Origin of the sequence: Polaribacter marinaquae (assembly GCF_038019025.1) — a bacterium.
Classification (GTDB): domain Bacteria; phylum Bacteroidota; class Bacteroidia; order Flavobacteriales; family Flavobacteriaceae; genus Polaribacter; species Polaribacter marinaquae.
On record NZ_CP150496.1, the window covers coordinates 1,223,284 to 1,238,658 of the forward strand.

At 29.7% G+C, this 15,375-nt stretch carries 18 protein-coding genes; 15 read left to right on the forward strand and 3 right to left on the reverse strand.

Features of this window, described 5'->3' with window-relative positions:
- Positions 1 to 4: 4 nt before the first annotated feature.
- The 15 genes from WG950_RS05570 (at position 5) to WG950_RS05640 (ending at position 13,539) form a co-directional block, all read left to right on the forward strand.
- Positions 5 to 1,210, forward strand: a complete 1,206-nt coding sequence (locus WG950_RS05570) for an efflux RND transporter periplasmic adaptor subunit (RefSeq protein WP_340934723.1) — start codon at positions 5 to 7, stop codon at positions 1,208 to 1,210.
- Between the two features lie 3 nt (positions 1,211 to 1,213).
- A complete protein-coding gene (locus tag WG950_RS05575) occupies positions 1,214 to 1,630 on the forward strand; it encodes a Fur family transcriptional regulator (RefSeq protein ID WP_340934724.1) in 417 nt (138 codons plus the stop codon).
- 168 nt (positions 1,631 to 1,798) lie between these two features.
- Positions 1,799 to 2,170, forward strand: a complete 372-nt coding sequence (locus WG950_RS05580; protein ID WP_340934726.1) for a metalloregulator ArsR/SmtB family transcription factor — start codon at positions 1,799 to 1,801, stop codon at positions 2,168 to 2,170.
- Between the two features lie 11 nt (positions 2,171 to 2,181).
- On the forward strand, positions 2,182 to 2,793 hold the full coding sequence (merTP, locus tag WG950_RS05585) for a mercuric transport protein MerTP (protein ID WP_340934729.1): 612 nt from the start codon (positions 2,182 to 2,184) through the stop codon (positions 2,791 to 2,793).
- Positions 2,786 to 4,483 (forward strand): mercury(II) reductase, encoded by a 1,698-nt coding sequence (merA, locus tag WG950_RS05590; RefSeq protein WP_340934731.1) that lies wholly within the window; start codon positions 2,786 to 2,788, stop codon positions 4,481 to 4,483. Before merTP ends, merA begins: the two co-directional genes overlap by 8 nt.
- Before the next feature lie 85 nt (positions 4,484 to 4,568).
- Positions 4,569 to 5,177 (forward strand): DUF2652 domain-containing protein, encoded by a 609-nt coding sequence (locus WG950_RS05595; RefSeq protein ID WP_340934733.1) that lies wholly within the window; start codon positions 4,569 to 4,571, stop codon positions 5,175 to 5,177.
- A 377-nt stretch (positions 5,178 to 5,554) separates the two neighbouring features.
- A complete protein-coding gene (locus tag WG950_RS05600) occupies positions 5,555 to 7,501 on the forward strand; it encodes a heavy metal translocating P-type ATPase (protein WP_340934735.1) in 1,947 nt (648 codons plus the stop codon).
- Positions 7,502 to 7,615: 114 nt separating this feature from the next.
- Complete coding sequence (locus WG950_RS05605; protein ID WP_340934737.1) at positions 7,616 to 7,813, forward strand: hypothetical protein; 198 nt, start codon at positions 7,616 to 7,618, stop codon at positions 7,811 to 7,813.
- 22 nt (positions 7,814 to 7,835) lie between these two features.
- Entirely contained in the window at positions 7,836 to 8,462 is a 627-nt protein-coding gene (locus WG950_RS05610) for an RteC domain-containing protein (RefSeq protein ID WP_340935240.1), read from the forward strand.
- Between the two features lie 307 nt (positions 8,463 to 8,769).
- On the forward strand, positions 8,770 to 9,048 hold the full coding sequence (locus WG950_RS05615; protein WP_088352991.1) for a helix-turn-helix domain-containing protein: 279 nt from the start codon (positions 8,770 to 8,772) through the stop codon (positions 9,046 to 9,048).
- 244 nt (positions 9,049 to 9,292) lie between these two features.
- Positions 9,293 to 9,979: a hypothetical protein gene (locus WG950_RS05620; RefSeq protein WP_340934743.1), complete on the forward strand. Its 687-nt coding sequence runs from the start codon at positions 9,293 to 9,295 to the stop codon at positions 9,977 to 9,979.
- Positions 9,976 to 10,638, forward strand: coding sequence for an ATPase (locus WG950_RS05625; protein ID WP_077811304.1), 663 nt, complete (start codon positions 9,976 to 9,978; stop codon positions 10,636 to 10,638). The genes WG950_RS05620 and WG950_RS05625 overlap by 4 nt, the downstream gene beginning before the upstream one ends.
- Before the next feature lie 50 nt (positions 10,639 to 10,688).
- Positions 10,689 to 11,591, forward strand: coding sequence for a sce7726 family protein (locus WG950_RS05630; protein ID WP_077811303.1), 903 nt, complete (start codon positions 10,689 to 10,691; stop codon positions 11,589 to 11,591).
- The gene (locus tag WG950_RS05635; protein WP_077811302.1) at positions 11,552 to 12,490 is read left to right on the forward strand and encodes a sce7725 family protein; all 939 of its coding nucleotides are present in this window, start codon (positions 11,552 to 11,554) and stop codon (positions 12,488 to 12,490) included. Before WG950_RS05630 ends, WG950_RS05635 begins: the two co-directional genes overlap by 40 nt.
- Positions 12,491 to 12,654: 164 nt before the next feature.
- Positions 12,655 to 13,539 carry an RES family NAD+ phosphorylase gene (locus tag WG950_RS05640; RefSeq protein ID WP_340934744.1) on the forward strand — a complete coding sequence of 295 codons (885 nt, stop codon included), beginning with the start codon at positions 12,655 to 12,657 and terminating at the stop codon, positions 13,537 to 13,539.
- A 965-nt stretch (positions 13,540 to 14,504) separates the two neighbouring features.
- Here WG950_RS05640 and WG950_RS05645 read toward each other — a convergent pair.
- From WG950_RS05645 to WG950_RS05655, 3 genes are read right to left on the reverse strand one after another with little or no spacing between them, the layout of a single operon-like run.
- Complete coding sequence (locus WG950_RS05645) at positions 14,505 to 14,702, reverse strand: hypothetical protein (protein WP_340934746.1); 198 nt, start codon at positions 14,700 to 14,702, stop codon at positions 14,505 to 14,507.
- Position 14,703: 1 nt separating this feature from the next.
- Positions 14,704 to 14,949 (reverse strand): hypothetical protein, encoded by a 246-nt coding sequence (locus tag WG950_RS05650; protein ID WP_340934748.1) that lies wholly within the window; start codon positions 14,947 to 14,949, stop codon positions 14,704 to 14,706.
- Complete coding sequence (locus WG950_RS05655) at positions 14,912 to 15,373, reverse strand: DUF5675 family protein (protein WP_340934750.1); 462 nt, start codon at positions 15,371 to 15,373, stop codon at positions 14,912 to 14,914. The genes WG950_RS05650 and WG950_RS05655 overlap by 38 nt, the downstream gene beginning before the upstream one ends.
- Positions 15,374 to 15,375: the final 2 nt, after the last annotated feature.

Genomic DNA, 15,375 nt, shown 5'->3' on the forward strand with positions numbered 1-15,375 from the left:
GAAAATGAAAAATACACGATATATAATCTTAACATTACTAACTGTTTCTTTTTTACTTATTGCTTGTGGAAATAAGGAGAATCAAAAGAATGAAGAAGCACATTTGCACAGCGATAATATAAAGTCAGAAACCAAAGAAGCTCATAGTGATGAGGAAAAAGTTCTGCTTTCACAAAAGCAATTTGAAACTTTAAAAATGAAAATTGACACAATAGCCTTAAGAAATTTGGTTGGGTATGTAGAAGCTAATGGTACACTAGAAGTACCTCCTCAAAACGAAGCAGCAATAACTTCAGTGGTTGGTGCAAATGTAGTATTTATAAATGTTATTGAAGGCGACAAAGTAAACAAAGGTCAAGTAGTTGCCTATTTATCACATCCTAATATCATAAAAATGCAGACTGATTATTTGAATGCAGTAAGCAACAGTAATTTTTTAAAGAAGAACTATCAACGTCAACAAAAATTATATAATGCAGGAGTTGGCTCTGGTGCAAATTTTCAAAAAGCAGAAGCTGAATATGATGCCTCAAAAGCGATGGCAAACGGCTTAGAAGCACAATTAAAACTATTAAACATAAACACCTCATTAGTTAAAAATGGTACAATTGCTCAAAGTATTTCATTACGAAGCCCAATAGAAGGTTATGTTCAAAAGGTTGAAGTGAAAACAGGTCAGTATGTAGAACCACAAACCGAACTTTTTGAAATTGTAAACACACATCACGTTCACGCAGATTTAATGGTATTCGAAAAAGATGTTTATAAAGTAAAGAAAGGTCAAAAAGTAACCTTTAATGTGCAATCAATACAAGATAAAGAACTAACAGCAGAAATTTATTCAGTAAGTAAAACATTTGAAGATAATCCTAAAGCTGTTCACGTTCACGCAGAAATTGAAAACAAAAAAGGAAATTTAATTCCAGGTATGTATATAAAAGGTAAAATTCAAGTCGACAATACAGCATCAAGGGCATTACCAGAAAGTGCTGTCATAAAAGAAGGTGATAAATTTTATGTTTTTTCAGTAAAAAAAGAAAATGATGATTGGAGTTTTAAGCCTGTTGAAGTAATTTTAGGAGCTAAAGATGGTAATTGGCTAGCTGTTCAATTTACTCGAAAATTAGACAAATCCACAAAATTTGCATACAACAATGCATATTATTTAATGGCTGAAATGAAAAAAGGAGACGCAGAACACGAACATTAAACTATGAAAACAATAGAACAACTTTTAGAATCAAAAAAGATAAGGGTTACAGCAATGCGTCTATTAATTTATAAATTCCTTGCAAATAAACAAGTAGCTGTAACGTTAAGTGATATAGAAAATGCTTTTGAAAAAGCAGAAAGAACAACGCTTTATAGAACTATAAAAACGTTTGAAGAAAAAGCAATAGTGCATCAAATTGATGATGGTACAGGAATTACAAAATATGCATTATGTGAAAAAGGATGCAATTGTGAGATTGAAACCGATTTACATTTACATTTTCATTGCAATAACTGTAATGAAACCATTTGTTTAACAGAACATAAGATTCCCCAAATTAAAGTACCTGATGGATTTGTTTCAGAAAATGTAAACTTGGTAGTAAAAGGGATTTGTGATAAATGTAGTGGACAATAATGCACTACTGTTGTATCGTATTTTAGCACTTTCGGTTTTTCCCAACACATAAATCCAACGCTCTAAAAACCGAAAGAGCTAAAATTTTTCCAAAATTCGTAATTATATATTTAAGTATTTGCTTAAATACGTAATTAATTATATATTTGCACCTATAAAACATGTCTTATGAAATTAGAAATAACCTGTACAAGGGCGGAAGCCAACCATAAGCAGTTACAAAACTGTATGGAGACATTGGATAAAATGGAAGGAAGTTTTCAAAAAATGACAAAACTTTTGTCAATTGCTGGGAACGATGTAAGGTTGAAAATTCTTTTTCTCTTAAATACTGAAAATGAACTATGTCCTTGTGATTTGGCAGATATTCTAAAAATGAGTGTGCCTGCAATCTCTCAACACATTCGTAAAATTAAGGACGCTGGAATTATCTCTTCAAGACGAGATGGTCAAACACTTTACTATTCATTAAATAGAGATGAAACAGAGATATTTAGTAGCATTTTTGAGTCTATAGAATTAATTAGAAAAACAGCTTAATTTATAAAGAAATGAAAACAGAAAAAACATCAAAAAATGCAGCATACACAGGTTTATTTGCTGCTGTAGCAGCATCATCTTGTTGCATACCTCCTGTTATAGCATTAATTGCTGGCGTTGGAGGAAGTGCGTCTGCCCTATCTTGGATGGAACCTTTTAGACCTTATTTAATTGGTTTAGCTATAGTCGCAATTGGCTATGCCTGGTATAATTATTTAAAACCAAAAAACGCTGATGATTGTGGTTGTGAAGTTGATGCAAAACCAAAATGGTTTCAAACCAAAGGTTTTTTAATTGGTATTACATTGTTTGCAGCAGTTTCAATTGCTTTCCCTTATTATGCTCATATTTTTTATCCTGATAATAAAAAAGAAGTCATAGTAGTAAACCAATCTAATATTCAGACTTTAAAAGTTGATGTAAAAGGAATGACTTGTGTTTCATGTGAAGATCACGTTAAACACGCCGTAAATGAATTAGATGGAATTGTTAATGTAGCTGCTTCATATGAAAAAGAAAATGCAGAAATTAAGTATGACAGTACAAAAACATCCAAAGAAGATATAGAGAAAGCCATAAATGCAACGGGTTATACTGTTACCAATAAATTGAAAGATGAGTAATAAAACAATAGAACTTTCCATAACAGGAATGACCTGTAACGGTTGTTCTTCACATATTGAAAAGGACATAAAGAAAACTGTTGGGATTGTAGATAGTTCTGTTAATCATATAACAGGTAAAGGAGATTTCACAATAGATACCGACAAGATTGAAAAAGAAGAATTAATCAATGCCGTGAATAACATTGGTAATTATTCTGTAACAAATAATCTTGAAAAAGAAGACTGTTGCTCTTCAAATTCGGACACCATAATTCAAAAAGAATCTAGCAATGAAAAGCATCAATTTGATTTAATTGTTATAGGCGGTGGTTCGGCAGCATTTTCAGCAGCAATTAAAGCTGAAGGTTTAGGGCTTAATACGCTAATGGTGAATGGTGGGCTAGATTTTGGAGGCACTTGCGTTAACGTAGGCTGTGTTCCCTCTAAAAACTTAATTAGAGCAGCAGAAACTGCATATCATGCTACTCATTCAAACTTCAAAGGTGTTAAGCCAAAAGGAGTCGATATTGATTTTAAACAAATTATAAAAGATAAAAAAGAATTAGTTTCCGCATTACAACAACAAAAATATTTAGATGTTGTAAGTGATTTTGAAAACCTAACGATGCTTCAAGGATGGGCTGAATTTGTAAATAGAAATAGCATTATTGTTGACGGAGGTAAAAGATATACAGCGACTAATATTGTAATCGCGACAGGTGCTACTACCAATATTCCAAGAATAGAAGGATTAAATGATGTTGGTTATTTAACGAATGTTTCTTTATTCGATTTAGAAGAAAAACCAGAGAGTCTGACCATTATGGGTGCTGGTTATATTGGTTTAGAAATAGCACAAGCTTATAGCCGATTAGGTGTAAAGGTGCGAATCATAGAATTTACAGATAGACCATTGCGTAGTCAAACCATTGATATTACAGATGTTTTGGCAGAGCAACTGAAAAGTGAAGGTATTGAGATTTTACCAAATTTTAGAGCCTTTAAATTCGAAAAAAAAGGGAATCATACAATTATACATTGTAATTGCCCTGATGGTTCTACAACTCAAATTATTGAAAAAGGGCATATTGTTGTAGCTACTGGAACAAAACCAAATACCTCTAAACTAGGACTTAATAATATTGACTTAAAATTAAGTGAAAAAGGACATGTTTTAGTGAATGAAAAAATGGAAACTAATATTTCCAATATTTACGCAGCAGGTGATGCAACTAATACACCACCATTTGTTTATACCGCAGCAACAGAAGGGAATACTGCAATAAACAATGCTTTTACATTATTGAAAAGTAGTGTCGATTATTCGTCATTGCCTTGGGTAGTATTTACAGACCCTCAAATTGCAGGAGCAGGTATGGATGAGTTGGAAGCTGAAAAGGCAGGTATTCCTTTTGAAGTAAGTAAACTAGATTTAATTCATGTTCCACGTGCATTAGCAGCACAAGACACCAGAGGGTTTATTAAATTGATTCGTAATACTGAAACGGATAAATTAATAGGAGCTAGGATAATCGCCTCAGAAGGAGGAGAACTCATTCAGCAATTAAGTATGGCTATTAAATTCGGAATAACCATTAAAGATTTAGCTCAAAGTTTTTATCCGTATTTAACATTAGGAGAAGGAATCAAATTAGCAGCAATTACATTTGGAAAAGATGTTTCCAAATTAAGTTGTTGTGCTAGTTAAATAGTCAAAACATTTATACATAACATAAGTTGTGGTGGTAAATAACAGTCACAACTTATGCCTATTTAATCAAAAAAACATCTAAATGTCATTAGAAGATTATAAGACTAAATTATGTCCAACATTAATAATCATTCCAGATATTACTGGTTTTAATGATTATATGAATAATTCTAATCTTGAGTATAGTCAAAAGGCAATTGGTGAGTTATTAGAGTCCATTTTGGATAATAACATTCTAAATTTAAAGGTTTCAGATATTGAAGGAGATACTATTTTATTTTATAGTTATGACCTTAATAAAACTATTGATCAAATAATATATCAATGTGAATTAATGTTTCAAAAATTTCATGATAAATTAAAAACATTTAATCCTGATAATTGCAATTGTGGTACATGTGAAAGGTTACACAATCTAACCCTAAAATTTGTGGTGCATTTTGGTAGACTTAGTTCTCTAATGTTGAAGGATTATTGTAGACTTTTTGGAAAAGATTTAAAAATAGCTCACACGTTATTAAAAAACAGCATAGATTTTCGAGAGTATATTCTTGTTACAGATAATGTTCTAGTTAATTATAAAAGAGAAAGAAAAATTTCTATGATTAATTCTAGTTGGCAAGAAGGTAAAGAGTCAGTTACAGATATTGGAGAAATTAATTTCTTATATAAACAGTTAGAAATAACATAAGTTAATTATTATCTTTTACAAATTGTATAGCCCAATCTCAAGCAACCAACAGATATTTAAACTGCAAAAGGTAAAATGTAATTGGGAAATTATAAATGAAATTCAATTTCCGTATTTAAAAAGCACTGACCTTACAATACCAAATCTAAAAGTAAGCAAAGAAATTTTATTGAAAAAAAACCAAGGCTATAACCCATACATATTTGTAATTAATCGCTACTTTTAATTTATGATGCTTATAAACTTAGTCAAAAATTACAAAAAAAGGTGTCTTTACTAAAAGGTTAGTAAGCTTTAGGATAATAATAAGAATAGAGTAAATAATGCACTTCCATTGCACTTAATAAAATAGCATCTTTGGTGTTATAAATTTTATTATGAAAAAAAAGAAACTTAATTTAAAAGACCTAAATCCAAGCTCTAATAAAGAACATAATCACAACCATAATAATCAATCAAATAATTTCAAAGAGTATTTTCCTGCCATAATTAGTTTTACAATGCTAATAATAGGGATAGCTTTAGATTATTTTAAGGTATTATTCTTTAATGATTGGCAACGAATTATTTGGTATGGAGTTGCTTATCTCCCTGTTGGTTTCCCTGTGGTTAAAGCAGGTTGGAAAAACATAAAAAAAGGCGATGTTTTTACTGAGTTTTTCTTAATGTCGATAGCAACAATAGGCGCATTTGTAATTGGCGAATTTCCTGAAGGTGTGGCAGTAATGCTTTTTTATGCAGTTGGAGAACTATTTCAAGCTGCAGCAGTAAATAAAGCCAAGGGTAATATCAAAGCTTTACTCGACGTTCGTCCAAAGGAAGCCTTGGTTTATCGGAATAATGATTATGTTTCTGTTAACCCTGAAGAAGTTGAAATAGGCGAAAAAGTAAAGGTTCGTGTTGGTGAGAAAATTCCTTTAGATGGTATTTTATTATCCGAAAAAGGGTCTTTCAATACAGCAGCTTTAACTGGTGAAAGCAAGCCAGATACGATTTCAAAAAGTGAAAAAGTATTTGCCGGTAGCATTAATATGGATGGTGTAATAGAAATCGAAACTACAAAAGAATTTAAGGATAGTTCAATTTCTCGAATTCTACATATGGTGCAGAACGCAACAGCTCGTAAATCTAAAACAGAATTATTCATTAGAAAATTTGCTCGTATCTACACTCCTATTGTGGTTTATTTGGCTATTGCGATAACATTTTTACCATACTTTTTTGTAGATGATTATGTGTTTAGAGATTGGCTATATCGTGCATTAATATTTTTAGTAATTTCCTGTCCTTGTGCCTTGGTTATTTCTATTCCTTTAGGATACTTTGGTGGTTTGGGAGCAGCTTCAAAAAATGGAATATTGTTTAAAGGCGCTTCATTTTTAGACGCTATGACCAAGATAAATACATTGATAATGGATAAAACTGGCACTGTAACAAAAGGAGTGTTTAAAATTAAAGATATTAAAGCCATTAACTGGGAGGAAAAAGAATTTATGAAATACTTAATGGCTATGGAAGAACAATCTACGCATCCTATAGCAAAAGCTATTTTAGAGTATAAAGCAGATGGTAAAGATTTTGAAGCTACCAAAGTTTCAGAAATTGCAGGTAAAGGATTAAAAGGAAACGTAAATGGCAAACCTGTTTTAGTGGGTAATAAAGCCTTAATGACAGCAAATAATATCGAAGTTTCCAAAGAAATTGACACTATTGTAGAATCTATCGTTTTAGTGGCTATTGATAATGCTTTTGCAGGCTATGTTGTTATTGCAGATGAATTGAAAGAAGATGCTAAAGAAACAATTTCAGCATTGCATAAAGTTGGTATTAAAAAAATAATGATGCTTTCTGGAGACAAAGATTCCATTACCCAAAAAGTAGCAGCAGAACTAAATATTGAAAAAGCTAAAGGCGGTTTATTGCCAGAAGATAAATTGAATGAAGTAGAAAAATTAAAACAAAATTCAGAAAATAAGATTGCTTTTATTGGTGATGGAATTAATGATGCGCCTGTTTTGGCTGCAAGTGATGTTGGTATTGCAATGGGTGGTTTAGGTAGCGATGTTGCTATTGAAACAGCAGATGTTATTATTCAAACAGATCAACCTTCAAAAGTGATAAAAGCAATTCAAATTGGTCGTTCTACAAGAAAAATTGTATGGCAAAATATTGGATTAGCATTTGGTGTAAAAGTGATTGTGTTAATTTTAGGAGCTGGTGGATTAGCTACAATGTGGGAAGCCGTTTTTGCAGATGTAGGTGTTGCGTTATTAGCTATTTTAAATGCTGTGAGATTACAGAAAATGAAATGGAGTGTGAATTAAAAAACAACTCCATAAATTAAATATTAATGAAATATAAATATGTGCGATAAATAAAGTGATAACTAAAATCATACTAATTTAGATATTAGTATGATTTTTTACAGATGAAAAAAATTGAAAAAGATTGAAAAAATTGTTAAAGAATTAGACTATAATTTAGATTTTTTAGAAAAAGAAACAGAAGGAGTATTAGAAAAAGCAGAAGAAAGTATTAGAATAACAAAAAGAGCATTAGAACAAATAAGAATACTTTTTTTTAAGGAAAAAATTAATCCCGAAAAACGAAGAGATTGGTTTTTTCAAAAGCATTAAACCTTATGTTTTTAGTAAACTAATATATTATGTCAAATTATTTAGTATAGAAAGTAAAAGACCAAGAAGTAGTAATAAATCTCAAGTAAAATACTTCAATAATCACATAGATAGGCTTCAAAACTATTTTAATGATAATCTAGAATTTTATCATTATTTCAGAAGAGGAGCCATTTTTTTAGATGAAGAATATTTTATGAGAGGTAAAGCAGATATTAGGCTATTTCCAGACTCATTATCATTTTTTACAGATGATAAATTTTCTACGAGTCACGATACAACTGTGGCTACTATTATGGCATATGATATGTTAATCATCTATCTAAAAAGAGAAATAGATAAACTTGAAAACAATAATAGTATGGAAACCAATTTCAATGCATTTAAAAAGCAGTCAAAACTTTTTTGGACTGGAAATAAAACCGATTTAATAGAGCTTATCTATGCACTTCATAGTTCTGGTTCCGTAAATAGTGGTACTGCAGATATTAAAGAAATGGCATCAGCTTGCGAGCAAATGTTTAATATAGACCTTGGTGATTATTATAGGACATTTTTAGAAATTCGTTCACGCAAAATTAATCAAACCAAATTCATAGATAAACTTAAACAATCCTTAGAAAATAAGATGTTAGATTCTGATGAATAAATACCCAAGTTGGGTGTTTTTAAGTGCAAATTATTTACATATAATTTGCACTTTTTTGTTACCAAAAAAAAATAATGAGAATAGCAATCAATGTCAATACAACGTATTAAAAATGTAGATATAAAATTACCCAAGTTGGGTTTTACTTGTGTATAAACTTCAATAAATCATATCATATTTGCCTAACGAAAGTCAAATCGTTGGTTCACACTCACATAATAACAGAAAAATCGTGAACTAAATTAACCAAAAGAAGCTGCTTGAATGTGGGGGCATTCAACAGCTTCTTTACTAAAATTGTTAGAAAATGGCAGCAACTATTATTACTACAGAAGATTTAAGAGAGTTCAAAGAAGAATTATTAGAAGACATTAAAGCAATGATTAACCATCAATCAGGTTTCGCACCTAAAAAATGGTTAAAATCTCCAGAGGTTAGAGACTTGTTAAGTATTTCTCCAGGTACATTACAAAATTTAAGAATCAATGGAACACTCCCCTATTCTAAAGTTGGTGGTGTTATTTATTACGACTACGAAGAAATTCAAAAAGTACTAGAAGAAAATCGCATTCATAACAAGTTCTAAACGTCATTGCGAACAAAGTGAAGCAATCTCATCATAAAAAAAAGGAATATATTATATATAGTCAGAATCTAAATCCGACCTATTTTATTTTTAGTAGAAATTCAATTTTTATGGAACTGGTGAATCCAAAGAGTTTACGGTCTGGATTCGTAAGTGTAATAAAAAGTAGAATTCAATAAAAATGAAAGTGAGTCTTGATTTTTTGAATACTTTTTGATCAAGCAAAAAAGTATTGATATAAATTATGCAAAACGTAAACTTCATAAAACACCTAAAAGGAGTTTTCTTTCAATTTTCAAAAGACAATCGTTTAAACCCAACACATATAAGCTTGTATGTAGGGTTATTCCAAATCTGGAATAATAATCGATTTCCTGAAGAATTTTATATCAATCGTGAAGAGGTAATGTGCTTTTCTAAAATTGGCTCAAAATCAACATATCATAAATGCATAAAAGATTTAAGTCATTGGAAATATATCATTTACTACCCTTCACACAATCCTTACAAAGGGAGTAAAATTAAGATGTTCAAATTCGAGACAAGTTCTGGACAAGTTGTGGTACACAACAGTACCAAAAATGAGACAAGTACTGGACAAGCACTGGTATCTATTAATAAACATATACAAACTAATAGAAACATTAAAAACATTTATAAACTTGACAAGCCCAGAATTGAAAATGAAGTTATCGATTTTTTTAAAAAAGAAAAATGGCCAACAATTGAAGCTCAAAAATTCTTCAACCATTACCAAGGTATTGGTTGGAAAGTGGGCGGTAAAACAAAAATTGTCAATTGGCAAGCAACAGCTAAAAATTGGATGATAAAATCCGAAGAAATAAAAAATAAAGAAACGCAAAAATCAGTTAGCCAAAATCAAGACAACCTAAAGACCAGTAAAAATAAAAATTACAACGAACCTTTATGATTAAAATACAACCACATATCATTCAAGAAGGAAGTGTGCAATTTCAATTGGGCGTACAGAATGGAAATCAAATAAAATACGATTTTCCAAAAATGTTAATCTATTTAGAAGCAAAAGGAAAATTATTATTTGGCAAAAATTTCAAAATATATTCAGAAGATGAAACTGTTTTATATAAACTATGTATCTATTTCATTCGTGATTTTGAAACTTGCAGAAAATTAAAGATAGATCCAAACAAAGGTATTTTATTGTCAGGACCAGTAGGTTGTGGAAAAACAAGTTTAATGAAATTATTACCGTTTATTGTACCTCATCAAAATCAACATAGTCTAATCCCTGCAAGAAATATCACTTTCAGTTTTAATAAAAGCGGTTTTAAAATTATTGAGGATTATGGAAATAATGGCTTTTATTGTTTTGATGATTTAGGTGTAGAAACCACAGGAAGACATTTTGGTAAAGATTGCAATGTAATGGGAGAAATTCTCTTGTCTCGCTATGATTTGTTCTTAAAACGTAAAATTAGAACACACACCACTACAAACTTAAATGCACAAGAATTAGAGAGCAGATATGGTATTCGTGTACGTTCCAGAATGCGTGAATTATTTAATTTGATTGCTTTTGATAAAGAAAGTTTAGATAAACGAAAATAGTTTTCAAATCATTTAGTTTAAATTTTGTAAATTGTTAACTTTGTAAAATAATGCAAGTAGCTAAAAATATAGAAAGTTTAAGGAATTTATCACAAATTCTATCTCCTGCTAATTTTAAAAAAATAGTAAAGGATAAGAATTATTTTGATACATTTTATCGTATTAACAAACACACTAAAATATCAGATTCTACCACTAACTTTGAAGTCATTAATGCTATTTACAAATCACTTTTAGGTACTTACAAAAATGAATATATTTATAAAAACATCCTTTTAAATCAAAAACTTCTTAAAAAGTATAGCTTAAAAAATTCAATAGCACTATCAGAATTTAAAATTGGTAATTCAATAGCAGACTTTGTTATTTTAAATGGTGAAGCTCGTGTTTATGAAATAAAAACTGAATTAGATGGTTTAGATAAATTGGATAAACAATTAGCAGATTATAAAAAATTTGCTGATAAAATCTATGTGGTTTCAAATTCAAAACACATTCCTAATCTATTAGTTAAGTTTCATAACACAGAAATTGGTTTAATTGAATTAACAAAAAGAAACGCGCTTAAAACTATTAAAAAAGCAGAACAAAATTTTTCATTTTCCCACGAAACACTATTCAAGAGTTTAAGAAAAGATGAATATATTAGTTTACTGAAAAAACATTTTGGAGCAATTCCTGTTGTTCCTAACACACTAATTTTTAGAGAGTGTTTTAAACTTTCAAAAAAAATAGATATTTTAGAGTTTCAAAAATTAGTTATCAAAGAATTAAAATTTAGAAATATTTCTAATCCAGAATTATTTAATGATGATTTAGTCCCAGATTCATTAAAACATATCTGTTACACTTTAAATTTTTCAAAAAAAGATTTCATTGAATTAGAAGATTTTCTTTATAAAAAAAGTAAGCTATGTATTTCCCATATGTCAGAGGTAAACAATTTGAATTAATCGCGTTACGAGAATTATGTGGTTTACTACCAAATTTTTCAACTAAAATTTCACCTGTAATCGAACCAATTAAAGGTTCTTCTACCTTAAAATCTGCATTAAAAACTTTAGCATCTGAAAATGTAAACTTTAGTGTTATTATCAATCCTAAAGTGGGTGGTTTAGTTGGTGAGGGTAATAAAATTATAGGTCTTTTAAAAGAGGTATTGCAACATTATAATAATTATCAAGTTGCAATAATTATAGACACAAAAATTGAAGAGCAAATTCCAGCTTTAATTGAAGGTGTAAATAGTTTAGAGTTAGATTATAAAGGCGTTACTTTAATTCATAATTCTGAAATATCAGAAGTTAGTATTACTGAAATTCAAAGTAACATAAACGTTATTTACAATATTATTTACTTTAGTCATACAAGTAGGCGTTATTATAGATTATTCACTGAAGATAGCAGAATTTCATTAGATGATTATTTTAGAGATATGCCAAGAAATGCAGATTATCTTGAAGTAGGGGAAAGTCCTTTTTCTGAAGAATACAGTTTTTATAAAGCTGAAGGGTTTTTCGGTTTTTCTGATTTTTTAACGGTTGGTGACAATTATTCAGATTCAGGTTTTTTACCAAGAGCTGTTGCAATGCATTTATCTTACATTAATGCATCAGGTAAAATAATGGTAAAACATTTTGTATCTGACTCAAATGGTGATGTATCTGATATAGGAGGTAAATTCGCAGAAGCACTTGAAAAACTTGTTAATTGGTGTGTTAGCAATAATATAAACACCAAAGCTGTTGAAGTTTATAAAGATCTTCATAATCGAGGACATTTCCCTGGTTTAGGTACCTTAAAAAAACTATCAATAATGAATCATATCGAATTAATTGTAGATAAGATTTAATTATGAATTGTTGTGTAAATTGTTTCAATAGCGAATACTTAATAAGTATAATTAATGCTGATGACAGAAATGGAAATTGTGATTTTTACAATTCAATAAGCGTATCTATTTATGCAGCAAGAGAATTAGCTCCTTTTTTTCGGAATATAATTTCTTTGTATGAAGTGGATGTTGATTCAGAATTTAATTTAGCACAATCCGTAAAAAAAGACTTTAATCTCACTACTAATTTAGTTGATGATAATAAACTATTATTTGAATCAATTTTTGTAGATGAAGAAGAAATTTTAAATGAATTATTTAATGAGAATGTATCATCAGAAATAAAGATTGAACTAATTTCTGAAACAAATCAAATTCATAGTATTTGGAAGGAATTCAAGGATGAAATCAAATCTGTAAATCGATATCATATTAAAAATACCATTGATTTAAAAAAATTAGCTAATTTCTTCAATCACGAAAGCTTCTATAAAACAATAAAAAAAGGGCGTATCTTTTATAGATGTCGTATATCAGATAAAATTGGTTTTAATTCAAACCAAATGGGCAATCCACCTAACGAACTCGCTACTGGTGGTAGAGCAAATCCTAAAGGAATATCTTATTTATATATAGCTGATAAGTTAGAAACATCATTATATGAAACAAGAGCATCTTTATTTGATTATGTTACAGTTGGCGAATTTCGGTTAAATGAGGATTTAAAAATTCTTAATTTAAGAAATCCGAAAGACGACCCTATTCCTTGGTCTGAAAATGAAGCCATAGAAGATTTTTTAACCTATGTTCCATTTATACAGACTTTACAAAAAGAGATCTCGTTACCAATAAGAAAAAGAGATAAACAATTAGATTATATTCCTACTCAATATATTTCGGAATTTATCAAATCATTAGGTTTTGATGGTGTAGAATATCAGAGTTCATTATTTGCTGAAGGTTATAATTTAGCCGTTTTCAATCCAGATAAATTAGAATGCATTGCTACAAAAGTTTATGAAATTGAAAATATAAAACTACATCATAAGTTACTTGATAATAGTTAAACTCCCCACAAACCAAAATCCAGTTTGTTGCAAAAGCAAAAAATCTCTGTCTTTTGGTTTGTTCCGCGCGCCAATGCAAGTTTAGCGTTTTAAAACTCTAAAGGTAGTTGCATTTTACAGCTTGTTCCATTCGCAAACTCATTACACAACTCTAAAAAGCAACGCGTTTATATTATTTCATAAAACACAAAACTCCCCAAAGCTATCTTTACATAATGCGCAATTATACTGCTCTTCCACAAAAGTTCCAGGCACTATAACGCCATTATGTAAAATAGCCGCTCTTCCAACGCTCACATAGTTAGTAATTAATAACATTTAGCTATTTAAACAATATTTTGTAATTGTTGCATTGTTTTTATAAGTGCTTTTTTAGTTTCAATAAATTAGTGTTATAAATCATTGAAAATTAGAAATAATAAGAATAATTCTAAAGCACCTATAAAATCAAGAAAAAGCCAATAAGAGTATATTTTTTTATTTGTAAGAAAATGGGATAATATCGTTTTCACAAAAGCAAATGCTAATCCAATATTAAAAACAATTTGTAAACGTAGAAACTTATTTACAAAAAACACATTTTTCGAAGCATTCACTTTTTATAAAAACAATCATAAAAATAGTACAGTACAAATAAAAAAACACACACTTATTTTCGCTTCTGCCAGCGCACTACGTACTTCGTCTTTAATAATTTCCATTCAATCGCCATTGGGCTAACATTTTTAAAGATTGATAAACTCCACGCTCAAATCCAGCCTCTGTTTTTCAATCTTTAAAAACGATAATATTCGTTGATGTTTTTTCCTTATCTCATTCATCTGCACAAAAATTCTGCTAAATTCATTTAGTTTCTTTATCAAAATTCTTTGTTTGCCTCATTTCGTTAAGTAAAAAATAATTTAGAGCAAATAAAAAAGGACACTTAAAATATAAATGTCCTTTTCTGATACTAATTTTTGATATTATTTTTTGCGTTGTTTTTTAATGGTTTTTACGAATTGTTTCATCATAATTGAAGCAATAAAACTAACGATTGCTCCCAAAGTAGCTAATACAATCGTTGTAATAATATCTTCTGAACCAATATGAGTAATTGCTGATAAAAATGTTCCGCCCAAAACACCAACACTTAAATTAGGATGTGAGGCTTGAAAACTCATATTACTTATTTTTTTGAGTTGTTACAGATCCTCCCTTTTTCTTATTATCAGAAACTACAGCTTGACTTACTGCAGTTGCCACAGTTCCTGCAACTGTCATATAAGTAGCAATGGTTACAATAGTTGCTGGTATAGCAATAGGAGCTGCAATAATTGCTCCACCTGCAGTAGCTAATGCAATACCTATATTTCTTAATATTCTAAAAAATTTAGGAGTTGGTTTTTGATAGCGTTCTATAATTTTCATAATTCTGTGATTTAATGGTTAATGTTATTCTTTCTTTTCGATCTTTAGCTTGATATACTAAAGACAATAATTTCTGCATTGCATTTCTAGAATAAACACCTCTGCCAATTCCATTTAAATAAGTTACAGGAGCAATACAGCCTTGTAAATCTTTAAGTGCATCATTCGCAGGGTGAAATAAAATAAAGCTTCTACTTCGTACATTTTTCAAAATCAAATGATGCTGAAACCTTTTTGAAAACCTTGGCTCTATTTCATATACTCCTTCTGGTATACAAGAAATATTTCTTTTGTTATTTCTCCAGGGTAACTCAATGGTATGACAAAGGAACCTGTCTTGAACACTGTCGAAAGATGTATCAGAAGCAAACAGAGTACCATTGGTACCCTGTTTAAAATATGCTCTTTGCAATAGCAATTCCATAG

Coding starts and splice junctions, on each gene's coding strand:
- merA (WP_340934731.1), top strand. CDS start 2,786: ATGAGTAATAAAACAATAGAACTTTCCATAACAGGAATGACCTGTAAC.
- merTP (WP_340934729.1), top strand. CDS start 2,182: ATGAAAACAGAAAAAACATCAAAAAATGCAGCATACACAGGTTTATTT.
- WG950_RS05570 (WP_340934723.1), top strand. CDS start 5: ATGAAAAATACACGATATATAATCTTAACATTACTAACTGTTTCTTTT.
- WG950_RS05645 (WP_340934746.1), bottom strand. CDS start 14,702: ATGAGTTTTCAAGCCTCACATCCTAATTTAAGTGTTGGTGTTTTGGGC.
- WG950_RS05650 (WP_340934748.1), bottom strand. CDS start 14,949: ATGAAAATTATAGAACGCTATCAAAAACCAACTCCTAAATTTTTTAGA.
- WG950_RS05580 (WP_340934726.1), top strand. CDS start 1,799: ATGAAATTAGAAATAACCTGTACAAGGGCGGAAGCCAACCATAAGCAG.
- WG950_RS05595 (WP_340934733.1), top strand. CDS start 4,569: ATGTCATTAGAAGATTATAAGACTAAATTATGTCCAACATTAATAATC.
- WG950_RS05625 (WP_077811304.1), top strand. CDS start 9,976: ATGATTAAAATACAACCACATATCATTCAAGAAGGAAGTGTGCAATTT.
- WG950_RS05630 (WP_077811303.1), top strand. CDS start 10,689: ATGCAAGTAGCTAAAAATATAGAAAGTTTAAGGAATTTATCACAAATT.
- WG950_RS05655 (WP_340934750.1), bottom strand. CDS start 15,373: ATGGAATTGCTATTGCAAAGAGCATATTTTAAACAGGGTACCAATGGT.
- WG950_RS05620 (WP_340934743.1), top strand. CDS start 9,293: ATGCAAAACGTAAACTTCATAAAACACCTAAAAGGAGTTTTCTTTCAA.
- WG950_RS05635 (WP_077811302.1), top strand. CDS start 11,552: ATGTATTTCCCATATGTCAGAGGTAAACAATTTGAATTAATCGCGTTA.
- WG950_RS05600 (WP_340934735.1), top strand. CDS start 5,555: ATGAAAAAAAAGAAACTTAATTTAAAAGACCTAAATCCAAGCTCTAAT.
- WG950_RS05575 (WP_340934724.1), top strand. CDS start 1,214: ATGAAAACAATAGAACAACTTTTAGAATCAAAAAAGATAAGGGTTACA.
- WG950_RS05615 (WP_088352991.1), top strand. CDS start 8,770: ATGGCAGCAACTATTATTACTACAGAAGATTTAAGAGAGTTCAAAGAA.